General features: G+C 73.7%; 10 protein-coding genes and 1 riboswitch. Of the genes, 5 read left to right on the forward strand and 5 right to left on the reverse strand.

The window, feature by feature from the left end:
* The first annotated feature begins 2 nt into the window (after positions 1-2).
* Positions 3-767 (forward strand): VOC family protein, encoded by a 765-nt coding sequence (locus tag ACFVVA_RS03300; protein WP_387685190.1) that lies wholly within the window; start codon positions 3-5, stop codon positions 765-767.
* Here the strand turns inward: ACFVVA_RS03300 and lnt are convergent.
* Together lnt and ACFVVA_RS03310 are read right to left on the reverse strand one after the other, a co-directional pair.
* Positions 743-2,350: an apolipoprotein N-acyltransferase gene (lnt, locus tag ACFVVA_RS03305; protein WP_387685192.1), complete on the reverse strand. Its 1,608-nt coding sequence runs from the start codon at positions 2,348-2,350 to the stop codon at positions 743-745. The genes ACFVVA_RS03300 and lnt overlap by 25 nt on opposite strands.
* Positions 2,351-2,429: 79 nt before the next feature.
* The gene (locus ACFVVA_RS03310; protein ID WP_387685194.1) at positions 2,430-2,564 is read right to left on the reverse strand and encodes a hypothetical protein; all 135 of its coding nucleotides are present in this window, start codon (positions 2,562-2,564) and stop codon (positions 2,430-2,432) included.
* 134 nt (positions 2,565-2,698) lie between these two features.
* Here ACFVVA_RS03310 and ACFVVA_RS03315 point away from each other — a divergent pair, with 134 nt between their 5' ends.
* A complete protein-coding gene (locus ACFVVA_RS03315; RefSeq protein WP_387685196.1) occupies positions 2,699-3,844 on the forward strand; it encodes a tetratricopeptide repeat protein in 1,146 nt (381 codons plus the stop codon).
* Positions 3,845-3,871: 27 nt separating this feature from the next.
* Here the strand turns inward: ACFVVA_RS03315 and cobN are convergent, their stop codons facing one another.
* Positions 3,872-7,495: a cobaltochelatase subunit CobN gene (gene cobN / locus ACFVVA_RS03320; RefSeq protein ID WP_387685198.1), complete on the reverse strand. Its 3,624-nt coding sequence runs from the start codon at positions 7,493-7,495 to the stop codon at positions 3,872-3,874.
* Positions 7,492-7,668: a hypothetical protein gene (locus tag ACFVVA_RS03325; RefSeq protein WP_387685200.1), complete on the reverse strand. Its 177-nt coding sequence runs from the start codon at positions 7,666-7,668 to the stop codon at positions 7,492-7,494. Before ACFVVA_RS03325 ends, cobN begins: the two co-directional genes overlap by 4 nt.
* Positions 7,669-7,715: 47 nt before the next feature.
* Positions 7,716-7,801: riboswitch (cobalamin riboswitch) on the reverse strand.
* Positions 7,802-8,081: 280 nt separating this feature from the next.
* On the opposite strand from ACFVVA_RS03325, the gene ACFVVA_RS03330 reads away from it, so the two are divergent.
* Genes ACFVVA_RS03330 through ACFVVA_RS03340 form a run of 3 tightly spaced genes read left to right on the forward strand, consistent with a single transcriptional unit; the run spans position 8,082 to position 11,574 of the window.
* Entirely contained in the window at positions 8,082-9,437 is a 1,356-nt protein-coding gene (locus tag ACFVVA_RS03330; protein WP_387685203.1) for a hypothetical protein, read from the forward strand.
* On the forward strand, positions 9,434-10,060 hold the full coding sequence (locus ACFVVA_RS03335) for a precorrin-8X methylmutase (RefSeq protein ID WP_359901678.1): 627 nt from the start codon (positions 9,434-9,436) through the stop codon (positions 10,058-10,060). The genes ACFVVA_RS03330 and ACFVVA_RS03335 overlap by 4 nt, the downstream gene beginning before the upstream one ends.
* Entirely contained in the window at positions 10,057-11,574 is a 1,518-nt protein-coding gene (locus ACFVVA_RS03340; RefSeq protein ID WP_387685205.1) for a precorrin-2 C(20)-methyltransferase, read from the forward strand. Before ACFVVA_RS03335 ends, ACFVVA_RS03340 begins: the two co-directional genes overlap by 4 nt.
* A 131-nt stretch (positions 11,575-11,705) precedes the next feature.
* On the opposite strand, the gene ACFVVA_RS03345 is transcribed toward ACFVVA_RS03340, so the two are convergent.
* Complete coding sequence (locus ACFVVA_RS03345; protein ID WP_387685207.1) at positions 11,706-13,445, reverse strand: TIGR03767 family metallophosphoesterase; 1,740 nt, start codon at positions 13,443-13,445, stop codon at positions 11,706-11,708.
* Between the last annotated feature and the right edge of the window lie 327 nt (positions 13,446-13,772).

Consider the following 13,772-nt stretch of genomic DNA (forward strand, 5'->3'; position numbering starts at 1 on the left):
CCATGAAGCAGACCTCCGTGACCACCAACGCCCCCTGCTGGACGGAGCTGGGCACCTCCGACCCGCCCGCCGCCCTGGCCTTCTACACCGAGCTCTTCGGCTGGCAGGTGGACGACACGGCCCGCCCTGGGCACGGCGACTACACCCAGGTGCTGGTCGGGGGCGCCCCGGCCGCCGCCATCACCCCGCGCTACGCCCCGCAGCAGCCGATCGCCTGGACGGTCTGCATCGCGGTCGCCGATGCCGACGCCACCGCCGCGAGGGTCAAGGAGTTCGGCGGGCGGGTCCTGAAGGACCCCACCGACGTCTCCGACTTCGGCCGCTTCTCGGTGGCCGCCGACCCCTCCGGCGCGGTGCTCATCGTCTGGCAGGCCCGCGCCTTCCGGGGCGCCGGGGTGTTCAACGAGCCCGGCTCGCTCGGCTGGGTGGAACTGCTCACCCGTGACCCGGCCGGCGCGCTCGCCTTCTACCCGGAGGTCTTCGGCTGGTCCGTCGCCCCGTCCGAGCACTACCCCCAATGGGGCCTGGACGGACGGGACTTCGGCGGCATGCTGACGATGGACGACCGCTTCCCGCCCCAGGTGCCGCCGCACTGGCTGCCGTACTTCGCGGTCGCCGACGTCGACAACACCGTCGGACGGGCGACGGCGCTCGGCGGGGACGTCCTGATGCCCGCCACCGGACTGCCGGGGGGACGGCGGATCGCCGTGCTGCGCGACCCCCAGGGCGCCGCGTTCGGGGTCTACACCGCCGGCGCCGAGGGCTGACCGGCCCGCCGGGCGACGCGCGAGCGCCGCCACCCGGCCACGGCCATCAGCGCCGCCCCCACCGTGACCAGCAGTGCCCCGAGCGGCACCACGTCGCCGATCCGGTCGTACCAGGTCAGGGTTCCGGGCGCGGTGAGCGGCAGCCGGACGTTCAGCGCGCCGGTGCCGCCGGTGCCGAGCCGGGCGAGCTCCCGGCCCTGGGCGTCGAAGGCGGCCGAGACCCCGGTCAGCGAACCCTGCACGGCCGGCCGCCCGGTCTCGGCGGCCCGGATCGCCGCCAGCGAGACGTGCTGCTCGGGCGCCCAGGTGCGCTGGAAGGTCGAGGTCGAGGACTGGTAGACCAGCACCCGGGCGCCGTCCCGGGCGGCGGTGCGGGCCATGTCGGGGAAGGCCGACTCGAAGCAGATCAGCGCCCCGACGGGCAGCGGCGCGCCCGCCCGGTCGGTGGCGGGCAGGACGTGGAAGGACGTGCCGGGCGCCCGGTTCTCGCCCGCCGCCCGGCTGACCCCGGCGATCCAGCCGAGCGCCGGCCGCAGCGGGATGTACTCGCCGAACGGCACCAGCCGGATCTTGCGGTAGCGGTCCACCACGCCGGCGGGGGAGACCAGTACCGCGTCCTTGGAGATCCGCCCGTCCGCCTTGCGCGCGTCCTCCCCGGCGACGACCTCGGCGCCGGTGGTCGCGGCGAGCCCGCGCAGCGTGTCCAGCGCGGCCGGGTCGCGGTCCAGGTCGGCGGTGGTGCTGCTCTCACCCCACACGACCAGGTCCACCGGCTGCCCGACGAGTCCGGCCGTGATTCGCGCGCTCGCCTCGAACCTGGCCCCGGGGTCCTCCACGATGCCGGGCTGGACCAGTGCCACGGTCGCGGCCCCGTCCCTGGCGGGCGCCTCGCGCAGTGCGAACAGCAGCGGGCCGGAGGCCAGCACCAGCACGACGGAGCCGGCGGCGACGGCCCGCGGCCGCCGGTGCACCGCGGTCAGCGCGATCAGTACCCCGGTGTTCACCGCCGCCACCGCCGCGCTGACCAGCCAGATCCCGCCGGCCGAGGCCAGGGCGAGGATCGCCGGGTGCCGCCACTGGGTGGCGCCGAGCAGCGCCCACGGGCCGCCGAGCGCGGGCCAGGACCGTGCGTACTCGGTGGTCACCCAGACCGCCGGGACGACCAGGAGCGCCAGGAGCGCGCGCCGGGCGGAGAGCGGGGGGTGCAGCAGCCGGTGCACGGTGTACCCGACGCCGCTCTGGAGCGCCCCGAGCAGCACCGCGAGCACCGGCAGCCCCGGCCCGATGGACGGGACCAGCCAGGACATCGCCGCGAGGATGAACCCCGCCCCGAACCACCAGCCGCGCACCGCCGCCTCCCGGCCCGACGGCGCCCGCTGCATCAGCAGCAGCCCGGGCACCAGCGCGATCCACGCCAGCCACGCCTGCCCGGGTTCGGGGAAGGCGAGCACCGGAACCGCTCCGGCCGCCAGCGCTCCGACCCGCCCCCGGTACCGGTGCGGCGCGTGTGGCTCCCGCCCCTCGGTGGGGGTCGTGGTCGTCGTGGTCGGAGCAGGGCCGGTGGGAGCGGTGCGGCGCGACATGCCCCGTATTGTCCGCTCGGACCGCCCTCGGTGCCAGAGGGCCGCACGCGAGGCCGACGCGGATCGGCGGACAGGCGAATCATCGGAACAGCTGGATCACCCCCGAAATCACCTGCGTGAGGAGATTGGCCGCGGAAAGGAGGCCGACCGTGACCTTGATGCGCTCGAGGAGTTTCCCGTTCCCGGCCGTGCTGGTTTCGGTGTTCGTCGTCATGCTTCAAATCTGGTGTACCGGGACGTGTCGAATACGGGGCCGGGCAAAGCGTTACCGAGTGATACGTGGCGGGACCCGGCGGGACGGGAGTGGTGTAACGTTTTACGAGGGATTACGGAAAAAGGGGGCAATACGTGCAAAATGGTGGAGCGCTCGCCGACCTGACCATGCGACTTCGTGAGCTGCACCTCAACGCCGGCGAGCCCAGCACCCGCCGGATCGCCGCCGGGACCGCCGGCGCGGTGAGCCACAGCACCGTCCACCAGGCGCTGACCGGCAGGCGCCTGCCCAGGTGGGGTGCGCTGGAGCTGATCGTGGAGGCGCTCGGGGGAGATCCGGAGGAGTTCCGCGCCGCCTGGAAGTCCGCTCGGCTTCAGGAGGACCGCCCGGAGGAACCCGCCGACCGGGCGATGCCCGCGGGCAGTCGCCGCTATCGGCTGTCGGAAGGGACGGAAACGGGTCTGGGGAGGCAGCGCATTGCGTACCGCATCGCCGAGAGAATGCTCGACTCCGGAAATCATCAAGAAGCTGCGGAATTCCTGAAGAAGGAATTCGAAGGGAGCCCTCGGAGCTCGTTGACGGTGTTGTACCTGCGCGCTCTGGCCAAGTCGAACGACAGCGGGATCACAGCTGTTCTGAAGATGCTCCGGGGCGTGGACATGGAGTCGGCGGACGCGGCCGAAGCGGTCGCCGATTACCTGGAGGACCACCTCGGGGACGTCGAGGCGTCGCTCGGACACATGCTGAACGCCCTTCGGCTCGACCCCGGCAACGGGCTCTACGCCTGGTCCGTGGCGGGCTATCTCGACTACCTGAACCGTCCGGAGGAGGCTCTGCCGTACTACCGGCGGGGCGCCGAGCTCTTCCCGACCGACAACCTCTGCGTGGCCGGCTGTGCCAGGGCGTTGGTCAAGGCCGGCCAGTTCGCCGAGGCCGAGCGGGTCGCCCGGTCGTCGGGCAGCGACGACATCGAGGTCAAGGAGTGGCTTGCCCAGGCCCTGGCACTCCAAGGGAAGTTCGACGAGGCGGAGCAGGAGCTGCGCCCGTTGACGGACCGGGCGTACATCGCGCAGATCCTGGCCCGGATTCTGCTGACCGCCGAGAGGTACGACGACGCGCTGAAGCTGGTGGAACGACGCGTCGACGACGACCACGTCGGTCTCGCCTTCCAGGCCACCTACCTGGACGTCCTGATCGCCGCCGGCCGGACCGAGGAGGCCGAACGCCGGCGGGCCCGCCTCGAAGCGCAGTGGTGGGAACGCGAAGGCCGCCGGTCCTGACACCGGCGGCCTCCGCTCAGCGGGGCGTCACTCCTCGCCGCCCTCCAGGTCACCCTCGGTCTCCAGGAACGCGGCCTGCAGCTGCTCGATCAGCTGCGGGTCCGGCTGCTCCCACAGCCCGCGGCTCGCCGCCTCCAGCAGCCGCTCGCTGATCCCGTGCAGCGCCCACGGGTTGGCGCCCGTGAGGAACTCCCGGTTGACCGGGTCGAGGACGTACTCCTGGGTCAGCTTCTCGTACATCCAGTCCGCGACCACGCCCGTGGTGGCGTCGTAGCCGAACAGGTAGTCCACCGTCGCGGCCATCTCGAAGGCGCCCTTGTAGCCGTGGCGGCGCATCGCCTCGATCCAGCGCGGGTTGACCACCCGGGCGCGGAAGACGCGGGCGGCCTCCTCGGTCAGGGTGCGGGTGCGGACCGTCTCCGGGCGGGTCGAGTCGCCGATGTAGGCGGTCGGCGCCTTGCCGGTGAGAGCGCGCACGGTGGCCACCATGCCGCCGTGGTACTGGAAGTAGTCGTCCGAGTCGGCGATGTCGTGCTCGCGGGTGTCGGTGTTCTTCGCGGCGACGGTGATCCGCTTGTACGCGGTCTCCATCTCCTCGCGCGCCGGGCGCCCGTCCAGCCCGCGGCCGTACGCGTAGCCGCCCCAGACCGTGTACACCTCGGCCAGGTCGGCGTCGGTGCGCCAGTCCCGGCTGTCGATCAGCTGCAGCAGGCCCGCCCCGTACGTGCCCGGGCGGGAGCCGAAGACCCGGACGGTGGCCTTGCGCTCGTCGCCGTGGACGGCGAGGTCGGCCTGGACGTGGGCGCGCACGTAGTTCGACTCGGGGGACTCCTCCTGGGCGGCGGCCAGGCGCACCGCGTCGTCCAGCAGGGCGACGACGTGCGGGAAGGCGTCCCGGAAGAAGCCGGAGATGCGCAGCGTGACGTCGATGCGCGGGCGGCCCAGCTCCTCCAGCGGGATCGGCTCCAGGCCGGTGACCCGGCGCGAGGCGTCGTCCCAGACCGGGCGCACGCCGAGCAGGGCGAAGGCCTCGGCGATGTCGTCGCCGGCCGTGCGCATCGCGCTGGTGCCCCAGAGCGAGAGCCCGACCGAGGGCGGGTAGGCGCCGTCGTTGTCGGCGGTGTACCGCTCGACCAGCGAGGTGGCGAGGGCCTGGCCGGTCTCCCAGGCGAGCTTGCTGGGGACGGCCTTCGGGTCGACGGAGTAGAAGTTGCGGCCGGTCGGCAGCACGTTGACCAGGCCGCGCAGCGGCGAGCCGGACGGGCCGGCCGGGACGAAGCCGCCCTGGAGCGCGTGCAGCACGGCGTCCAGCTCGTCGGTGGTGGCGGACAGCCGCGGCACCACCTGGGTGGCGGCGAAGTCCAGCACCTGGCGGACGGCCTCCCGGACGGTCTCCGGCAGCTCGGCGGTGACCTTCTCGACCGCCTCGGGCGCCCAGTCCTCCGCCTCCATGGCCTCGACCAGGGCGCGCGCCTTGGCCTCGGCCGCGTCGGTGGCGCCGAGGGTGAGCGCCGCCTCGTCCAGGCCGAGCGTCTCGCGCAGGCCGGGCAGGGCACTGACGCCGCCCCAGATCTGCCGGGCGCGCAGGATGGCGAGCACGATGTTGACCCGGTCGGTGCCGGCCGGAGCCTGGCCGAGGACGTGCAGACCGTCGCGGATCTGGGCGTCCTTGACCTCGCAGAGCCAGCCGTCGACGTGCAGCAGGAAGTCGTCGAAGCCGTCGTCCTCGGGGCGCTCGTCCAGGCCGAGGTCGTGGTCGAGCTTGGCGGCCTGGATCAGGGTCCAGATCTGGGCGCGGATCGCCGGCAGCTTGGCCGGGTCCATCGCGGCGATGTTGGAGTGCTCGTCCAGCAGCTGCTCCAGGCGCGCGATGTCGCCGTAGGAGTCGGCGCGGGCCATCGGCGGGACGAGGTGGTCGACGAGCGTGGCGTGGGCGCGGCGCTTGGCCTGGGTGCCCTCGCCCGGGTCGTTGACCAGGAAGGGGTAGACCAGCGGCAGGTCGCCGAGGACGGCGTCCGGGCCGCACTCGGCGGACAGCGCGGCGGTCTTGCCGGGCAGCCACTCCAGGTTGCCGTGCTTGCCGAGGTGGATCACCGCGTGGGCGCCGAAGCCGCCGTCCTCCTGGGCGGCCTCGATCCAGCGGTAGGCGGCCAGGTAGTGGTGGCTCGGCGGCAGGTCGGGGTCGTGGTAGATGGCGACCGGGTTCTCGCCGAAGCCGCGCGGCGGCTGGATCAGCACGAGCAGGTTCCCGGAGCGGATCGCGGCCAGCACGATGTCGCCGTCCGGGTTCTGCGAGCGGTCGACGTACAGCTCGCCGGGGGCCGGGCCCCAGTGCTCCTCGACGTGCTCGCGCAGGCCCTGCGGCAGGGTGGCGTACCAGCGGCGGTAGTCGGCCGCGGGGATGCGCACCGGGTTGCGGGCCAGCTGGTCCTCGGTGAGCCAGTCCTGGTCGTAGCCGCCGGCCGCGATCAGGGCGTGGATCAGCGCGTCGCCCTCGTGGCCGCCCTCGCCGCCGTCGAACGAGGGGAGGTCGTTCCCGAGGTCCATGCCCTCCGCGCGCAGCCGCTCCAGCAGCCGCACCGCACTGGCCGGGGTGTCCAGGCCGACGGCGTTGCCGACCCGGGCGTGCTTGGTCGGGTACGCGGACAGCACCAGGGCGAGGCGGCGCTCGGCGGCCGGAACGTGCCGCAGCCGGGCGTGCTTGACGGCGGTGCCGGCGACGCGGGCGGCGCGCTCCGGGTCGGCGGCGTAGACGGTGAGGCCGTCCTCGTCCAGCTCCTTGAAGGAGAACGGGACGCTGATCAGGCGGCCGTCGAACTCCGGCACGGCGATCTGGGTGGCGGTGTCCAGCGGGGACAGGCCGTCGTCGCTGGCCTCCCACTGGGCGCGCGACCAGGTGAGGCAGAGCGCCTGGAGGATCGGGCGGTCGAGGGCGGCCAGCGCGCCCGCGTCCCAGGCCTCCTCGTCCCCGCCGGCCTGGGCGTCGGCCGGGCGGGTGCCGCCGGCGGCGAGCACGGTGGTGACGATCGCGTCGGCCTCGCCGAGCGCGGCCAGCAGCTCGGGCTCGGCGCCGCGCAGCGAGGCGCAGTAGTAGGCCTTGGCCCGGGCTCCCTGGTCCTCGACGGCCCGGCAGAGCGTCTCCACGAAGGCGGTGTTGCCGCTCATGTGGTGGGCGCGGTAGTAGAGCACCGCGACGGTCGGGCCCTCGGTCGTACGGGCTTCGCGCTCCAGCGGGCCCCAGGCCGGGGCGGAGGCGGGCGGGGCGAAGCCGTGGCCGGTCAGCAGCACGGTGTCGGAGAGGAAGGCGCCCAGCTCGGCCAGGTTGGCCGCGCCGCCGTGGGCCAGGTAGGCGTGCGCCTCGGCGGCGATGCCGGCCGGGACGGTGGACAGCTCCATCAGCTGGGCGTCGGGGGCCTGCTCACCCGTCAGCACGATGACCGGGCGGGGGCCGGCCAGCAGCGTGTCCAGGCCCTCCTGCCAGGCGCGGCGCCCGCCGAGCAGGCGGACCACGACGAGCTCGGTGCCCTCCAGCAGCGCGGGCAGGTCCTCGGGGGTGAGTCGGGCCGGGTTGCCGAGCCGGTAGCGCACCGGGCCCTCGGAAGCGCGGGCGCTGAGCAGGTCGGTGTCGGACGTCGACAGCAGCAGGATCATGTGAAGGCCCTCCCGGCCTTGTCGGTGGCCAGGGCGGCCGGGATCTGGGCCGGGTCGGCCGCTGAGGTGGCCGGAACGGCCGCGCGGTCGACCGGGGTGGTCGTGGCGGCGGCCGGAACGGCCGTGATGGCGGCCGGGGACGCGGGCGCGGGCATGCGACAGCGCTGGAACATGTCTGCCTTCCTCGGGGTCCGCGCCCCGGGCCGGTGGAGGACGGCAGGAGTTCCTGGCTCCCGCGGCCGACCGGTCTACCGGTGAACCGCGGTCACAGTGGCGGGACCGCACCGGGTTCGCACCGGTTTCCTCCCCTGCGCCGTCGCTGGCGTGTGGGCGGCCCGCTGGGACCGCCCGTCAGCATCGTACGGGGTACGGCTGACCTGGGGGAGAGTGAGCTTTCGGACGTTCGGGCATGAGAGGCGACGACGAGGCGGCGGTGAAGCGGGGCCGAAGCGGGGCCGAAGCACGACGAAGCGGGGGCACAGCGGGGCCGAAGCGGGGGGCGGGGCTGGTGGTGAAGCCGATGAGGTGGTCGGGGTGCGGCCCGGGTGTGATGCAGCGGACGGAGGCAAGCGATCGGATCATCTGTATGCTCGCCGCCATGCCACCGACACCCGACGCCACCGCGCCGGGCGCCGCAGGACCCGACCGGGAGGTGCCCGACCGGGGGCGTGCGGACGCCTGCCCCGGAGCGCTTCGTCTGCATACGGCCGACGACGGCGCCCTCGCCCGGATCCGCCTGCCCGGCGGGCTGCTGACGGGCCGTCAGGCTCTCGCCCTCGCCGAGGCGGCCGAGGCCCTCGGCGACGGCGAGCTGGAGACCACCTCGCGCGGCAACGTCCAGCTGCGCGGCCTGGCCCCGCACTGCGCGGCCGAGCTCGCCGACCGGCTGCGCGCCGTCGGACTGCTGCCCTCGGACACCCACGAGCGGGTCCGCAACATCGTCGCCTCACCGGCGGCCGGACTGGACGCCGCGGGCGGCCCCGGCAGAGCCGATGTGCAGGCCTGGGTGCGGGAGTTGGATGCACGACTGTGCGCGAGCGACTGGGCGGCCGGGCTCTCCGGCAAGTTCCTGTTCGCGCTGGACGACGGGCGGGGCGACGTCGCCGCGCTCGACGCCGATGTGACATTGATCGCAGGCCCGGACGGCACCCGGCTGCTGCGCCTCGGGCGAGCCGACCGCGGACACCCGGTCGAGGCCGGGCAGGAGGTGACGGCCGTGCTGGACGCGGCCCGCTCCTTCCTGGCGGCGCTGCGGACCAATGGGCGCAAGGCCTGGCACCTGCGCGAGGTCCCTGACCTGCTGCCGGCCGGCCCGGTGCCGCTGCCCGCTTTCGCCGGTGCCGCGCCCGCCGTCGGTGCGCTGCCCGGCGGGCTCTCGGTGGGACTGCGCTTCGGCCGGGCGGGCGCCGGGCAGTGGCGGACGCTGGTCGCCGCCTCGGCGGGCGAACTGCGACTGACCCCCTGGCGCGGGGCGGTACTGCCCGGCGCTCCGGCCGACCGGCTGCCGGCGCTCGCCGCGGCCGGCTTCCGTACCGAGCCCGGCTCGGCCTGGGAGCGGGCCACCGCCTGCACCGGGCTGCCGGGCTGCGCCAAGTCGCTGGCCGACGTCCGCTCGGACGCGGCCCGGGCGTTGGACTCCGGTGCCGCGTTGGACTCCGGTGCCGGTGCCGCGGCGGGAGCGGGTCTCGCGGTGGAGGCCGGTGCCGGGCCCACAGGTGTGCTGCCCGTCCACTGGTCGGGCTGTGAACGGCGCTGCGGCCACCCGGCCGGGCGCTGGGTGGACGTGCTCGCCACAGGGCGCGGCTACCGGGTGACGGTGAATGCCGCGGGAGCCGGTGCGACGGCTGCCGATGCGGTGGACGTCAAGGACGCGACGGGCGTCGACGTGACGAACGAGGAGATGGCCGAGGCGGTCGCCGAGGCCAGGAGGACCACGAAGTGATCGAGTACGAGAAGGACGGCGCGTCCATCTACCGCCAGTCCTTTGCCACCATCCGCGCGGAGGCCGATCTGGCCGCCCTCCCGGCGGACGTCTCCCAGGTCGCGGTGCGGATGATCCACGCCTGCGGGATGGTCGACCTGGTCGAGGACCTGGTGTACTCGCCCGGTGTGGTCGCCTCCGCGCGCGCCGCGCTGCACGCCGGTGCGCCCATCCTCTGCGACGTCAACATGGTCGCGAGCGGCGTCACCCGCAAGCGGTTGCCCGCCGACAACGAGGTGATCTGCACCCTCACCGACCCGTCGGTGCCCGAACTCGCCCGGAAGATGGGCAACACCCGCAGCGCCGCGGCCATGGAGCTGTGGCTGCCCCGGCTGGAGGGCGCGGTGGTCGCCGTCGGCAACGCGCCGACCTCGCTGTTCCGGCTGCTGGAGATGATCGAGGCGGGCGCACCGCGACCGGCCGCGGTGATCGGCGTTCCGGTCGGCTTCATCGGCGCCGCCGAGTCCAAGCAGGCCCTGGCCGAGCACCCGTCCGGTCTGGAGCACCTGGTGGTGCGCGGCCGGCGCGGCGGCAGCGCGATGGCCGCCGCCGCCGTCAACGCGATTGCGAGCGAAGAAGAGTGACGGAGCATCAGAACCCCACGGGCCGGCTGTACGGTGTCGGGCTCGGCCCCGGCGACCCGTCGCTGGTGACCGTCCGGGCCGCCGAACTCATCGGCAAGGCCGACGTGGTGGCCTACCACAGCGCCCGGCACGGGCGGTCCATCGCGCGCTCGATCGCCGAGCGGTACCTGACGGACGGCCAGATCGAGGAGAAGCTGGTCTACCCGCTCACCGTCGAGACCACCGACCACCCGGGCGGCTACCGCGGCGCGCTGGACGACTTCTACGAGGAGGCCGCCGACCGGCTGGCCGTCCACCTGGACGCCGGGCGCGACGTGGTGGTCCTCGCCGAGGGCGACCCGCTCTTCTACGGCTCCTACCAGCACATGCACAAGCGGCTCGCGCACCGCTACCCGACCGAGGTGGTGCCCGGCGTGACTTCGCTCAGCGCGGCCGCCGCCCGGCTCGGACAGCCGCTGACCGAGGCCGAGGAGACGCTCACCGTCATCCCCGGCACGCTGCCCGAGGAGGAGCTGACGGCGCGGATCGCGGCCGCTGACTCGGCCGTGATCATGAAGCTGGGGCGCACCTTCCCGACCGTCCGCCGGGCCCTGGAGCGGGCCGGGCGGCTGGCGGACGCGCAGTACGTGGAGCGGGCCTTCATGGCGGGGGAGCGGGTCGCGCCGCTCGCCGAGGTCGAGGACGAAACGGTCCCGTACTTCTCGGTCGCGGTGCTGCCGAGCAAGGTCGCGCCGCTGGAGCCGGAGATCCGGCTGTCGGACGGCGTCGGCAGTGTGACCGTGGTCGGCACCGGGCCGGCCGGACCGCTCTGGCTGACCGCCGAGGCTCGCGGCGCGCTGTCCGAGGCCACCGACCTGGTCGGCTACACCACGTACCTGGACCGGGTGCCGGAGCGGCCGGGGCAGCGGCGGCACGGCTCGGACAACAAGGTGGAGTCGGAGCGCGCCGAGTACGCCCTGGACCTCGCCCGGCGCGGGCACCGCGTCGCGGTGGTCTCCTCGGGCGACCCGGGGGTGTTCGCGATGGCCACCGCGGTGCTGGAGGTCGCCTGCGAGGAGGCGTACCGGGACGTCCCGGTACGGGTGCTCCCGGGGATGACCGCCGCCCATGCGGCCGCCTCCCGGGTCGGCGCCCCGCTCGGGCACGACTACGCGACGATCTCGCTCTCGGACCGGCTCAAGCCCTGGGACGTGGTGGCGAAGCGGCTGCGCGCCGCCGCCGGGGCGGACCTGGTGCTCGCGCTGTACAACCCGGGCTCGAAGTCCCGGACCACCCAGGTCGGGCTCGCCCGGGACCTGCTGCTGGAGTACCGGGCGCCGGAGACCCCGGTGGTGATGGCCCGCGACGTCGGCGGCCCGACCGAGCGGGTGCGGATCGTCCGGCTGGGCGAGCTGGACCCGGCGCTGGTCGACATGCGGACCGTCCTGCTGATCGGCTCCTCGCAGACCCGGACGGTCGAGCGGGGCGGCGGCGTGGAGGTCGTCTGGACGCCGCGGCGGTACCCGGAGGAGTAACGGGCGACGGATGACAGCGAACAGATTTCATCATCTGTTCGCTGTCATCCGTTATCTGTCATTCGTCAGCTGTCAGTCGTCGGCTGTCGGCCGTCACCCGTTGGCCGCCGCTCGCCGGACCCCGGCCGCTGCTACCGGGTCGGCTTGGTGAGCAGCAGCTCCGTGTTGTGGTCCCCGTCCGTGCCCAGCAGCGCCGTCGGCCGGCCGTTCGGGTCGTTGTACGACAGCTCGCGGTAGAGCGCCGCGAGGTTGGCGTCCGAGGTGCCGCCGAAGTCCGTCCCGTACGGCGCGGAGGACTCGATCAGCGTGGTGAACAGCGAGAGCGTGCCGTCCCCGTTGTCCGCGATCTCGATGATCCGCCCGTGCTGCGGGTAGTCGATGTGCGAGGCGGTGTTGATCTCCCAGAACGCCCGCTCCGGCACCGCGTGGCCGTGCGGCGTGATCTTGTTCATGTGGGTGTGCCCGTTCACCCACGCGACCACGTTCGGGTAGCGCTGGAGCAGCGCCACCAGCTCGTTGCCGTCGTGCCGCCCCTCGAAGATGTTGCGCGGGTCCGGCAGCAGGTTGCCCATCGTGCCGCTGGTGTGGTGGCTGAAGACGAGGATCAGCTCGTCCGTGCTCCCACCGGTCACCTTGCGTCCGTCGGCGTCGTACCAGTGTCCGCTGTGCGCCTTCAACTGCTGCTCCAGCCAGCGCAGTTGCGCGGTGCCCAGCGAACCGTCGGCGAACCCGGCCTGGTTGGTGGTGTCCAGGCTGATGCCGACCACCTTCTCCGAGATGCGGAAGGTGTAGTAGAGCTTGCCGCTGTTGGCCATGTCCGAGGTGAAGCCGTGCCCGTAGGGGCCGGCGCCGGTGACCGCCGGGTTCAGGTGGGCCTTGGCGAACTCCTTGAGCGTGAACGGCCGGCGGCGCTCGTCCGGGGTGACCTTGCGCACCAGGTCGCCGCTGGCGATCAGCTTCGCCAGCAGCAGCACGGCGCCCGCCGGGTCGCGGCGCAGCGAGTCCGTCAGCTGGGCTGCCGTGGCGTCGTCGCAGCCCTCCAGCTTGTACTGGCCGGTGTACAGGTCGTTCAGCAGTCCGAGGTCCGGCAACGAGCCCTCGATGCTGTCGTCGTGGTTGCCGACCGTGGTGTACCAGGGCGTGCGCAGGCCCGGCGCGTCGAAGGGGCGGCCGGCGGCGGACAGGAAGCCGGGTATCTGCGGGAAGCCCTTCGCCTTGTAGCCGTCGCTGTAGGAGAGTTCGGGGTTCCAGTAGGCCGCGTTGCCGGAGTTCTGCACCCCTTCGTAGCGGCTCGGGTCACCGGTGTTCTGGGCCAGCCGGCCGCCGCCCATGACCTTGAGGTACCAGTCGAGTTCGGCGAGCTCGTGGTTGTCGGTGTTGTCGCCGGTGGCCATCACCATGCTGAACGGCATCCCGGTGTAGGGGCCGCCGGCGAGCGAGTTGACCCGCTCGACGAGGGCCGAGACACCGCGGGCGTTCAGGGCCTCCTGCGGCCGGTAGGCGCTGCCGTTGAGCTTGGCCAGGTACTCGAAGCGCACCGGGGACTCGGTGTCCACCAGGTGCAGGTCGCTGAACTGGACGAAGCTGGCGAGGCCGGTCCGGCGGTCGTCCCGTCCGGTGGTCGCCGACGCCAGGTCGCCGCGCACCATCAGCGGCCAGCCCGGTCCGGCCGTCAGCCGCTTGTAGCCACCGGTGCCGACCGGGGTGGCCACCTGCTCCAGCGTGGTCCCGGTGATCCTGACCGCCCGCTCGGCCGTCGTCGCCAGCGCCCGGTCGCGCGCCGCGGCCGAGGCGAACTGCGCGCCGCCCAGCGACAAGGCCGACCAGGCGGCGGCCACCGACGTACCGGTGAGGAACGTACGCCGACTCATCCCTGCCACAAAAACCCCCACATGCTGATGGCCCGGCGGGGCGCTTCGACCCCGGCCGGGCCCACGTCTGTCATGAACCCGCTTCTGGCGGACCGCCAGATTACTCACTGGTAGGCACGGTGGGCGAGGCCCGTGCAGAGAACTCTTCGGGAACGCGGGGCAGCGGCCCCGTGCAGCTCGTGCGCGGGATTCCTCCGCACCGCGCGGGACGCGGGTGCCGCCACCCCGGTCGGGTCCCATCCGGCCCGGTGGGGGAAAATCGGCGGCGGCGGCCGGTGTGGCCGCCGGAGCGGAGCAGGACGGCGCGGGCGCCGTCGGAAACGGGGC

The sequence above is a fragment of the Kitasatospora sp. NPDC058048 genome (assembly GCF_042885555.1).
GTDB lineage: Bacteria > Actinomycetota > Actinomycetes > Streptomycetales > Streptomycetaceae > Kitasatospora > Kitasatospora lactacystinica.

What these genes read in the sequence shown, in the direction of transcription:
- ACFVVA_RS03300 (WP_387685190.1), top strand. Translation starts at nt 3, where the DNA reads ATGAAGCAGACCTCCGTGACCACCAACGCCCCCTGCTGGACGGAGCTG.
- ACFVVA_RS03310 (WP_387685194.1), bottom strand. Translation starts at nt 2,564, where the DNA reads ATGACGACGAACACCGAAACCAGCACGGCCGGGAACGGGAAACTCCTC.
- ACFVVA_RS03330 (WP_387685203.1), top strand. Translation starts at nt 8,082, where the DNA reads ATGCTCGCCGCCATGCCACCGACACCCGACGCCACCGCGCCGGGCGCC.
- ACFVVA_RS03345 (WP_387685207.1), bottom strand. Translation starts at nt 13,445, where the DNA reads ATGAGTCGGCGTACGTTCCTCACCGGTACGTCGGTGGCCGCCGCCTGG.
- cobN (WP_387685198.1), bottom strand. Translation starts at nt 7,495, where the DNA reads ATGATCCTGCTGCTGTCGACGTCCGACACCGACCTGCTCAGCGCCCGC.
- lnt (WP_387685192.1), bottom strand. Translation starts at nt 2,350, where the DNA reads ATGTCGCGCCGCACCGCTCCCACCGGCCCTGCTCCGACCACGACGACC.
- ACFVVA_RS03325 (WP_387685200.1), bottom strand. Translation starts at nt 7,668, where the DNA reads ATGTTCCAGCGCTGTCGCATGCCCGCGCCCGCGTCCCCGGCCGCCATC.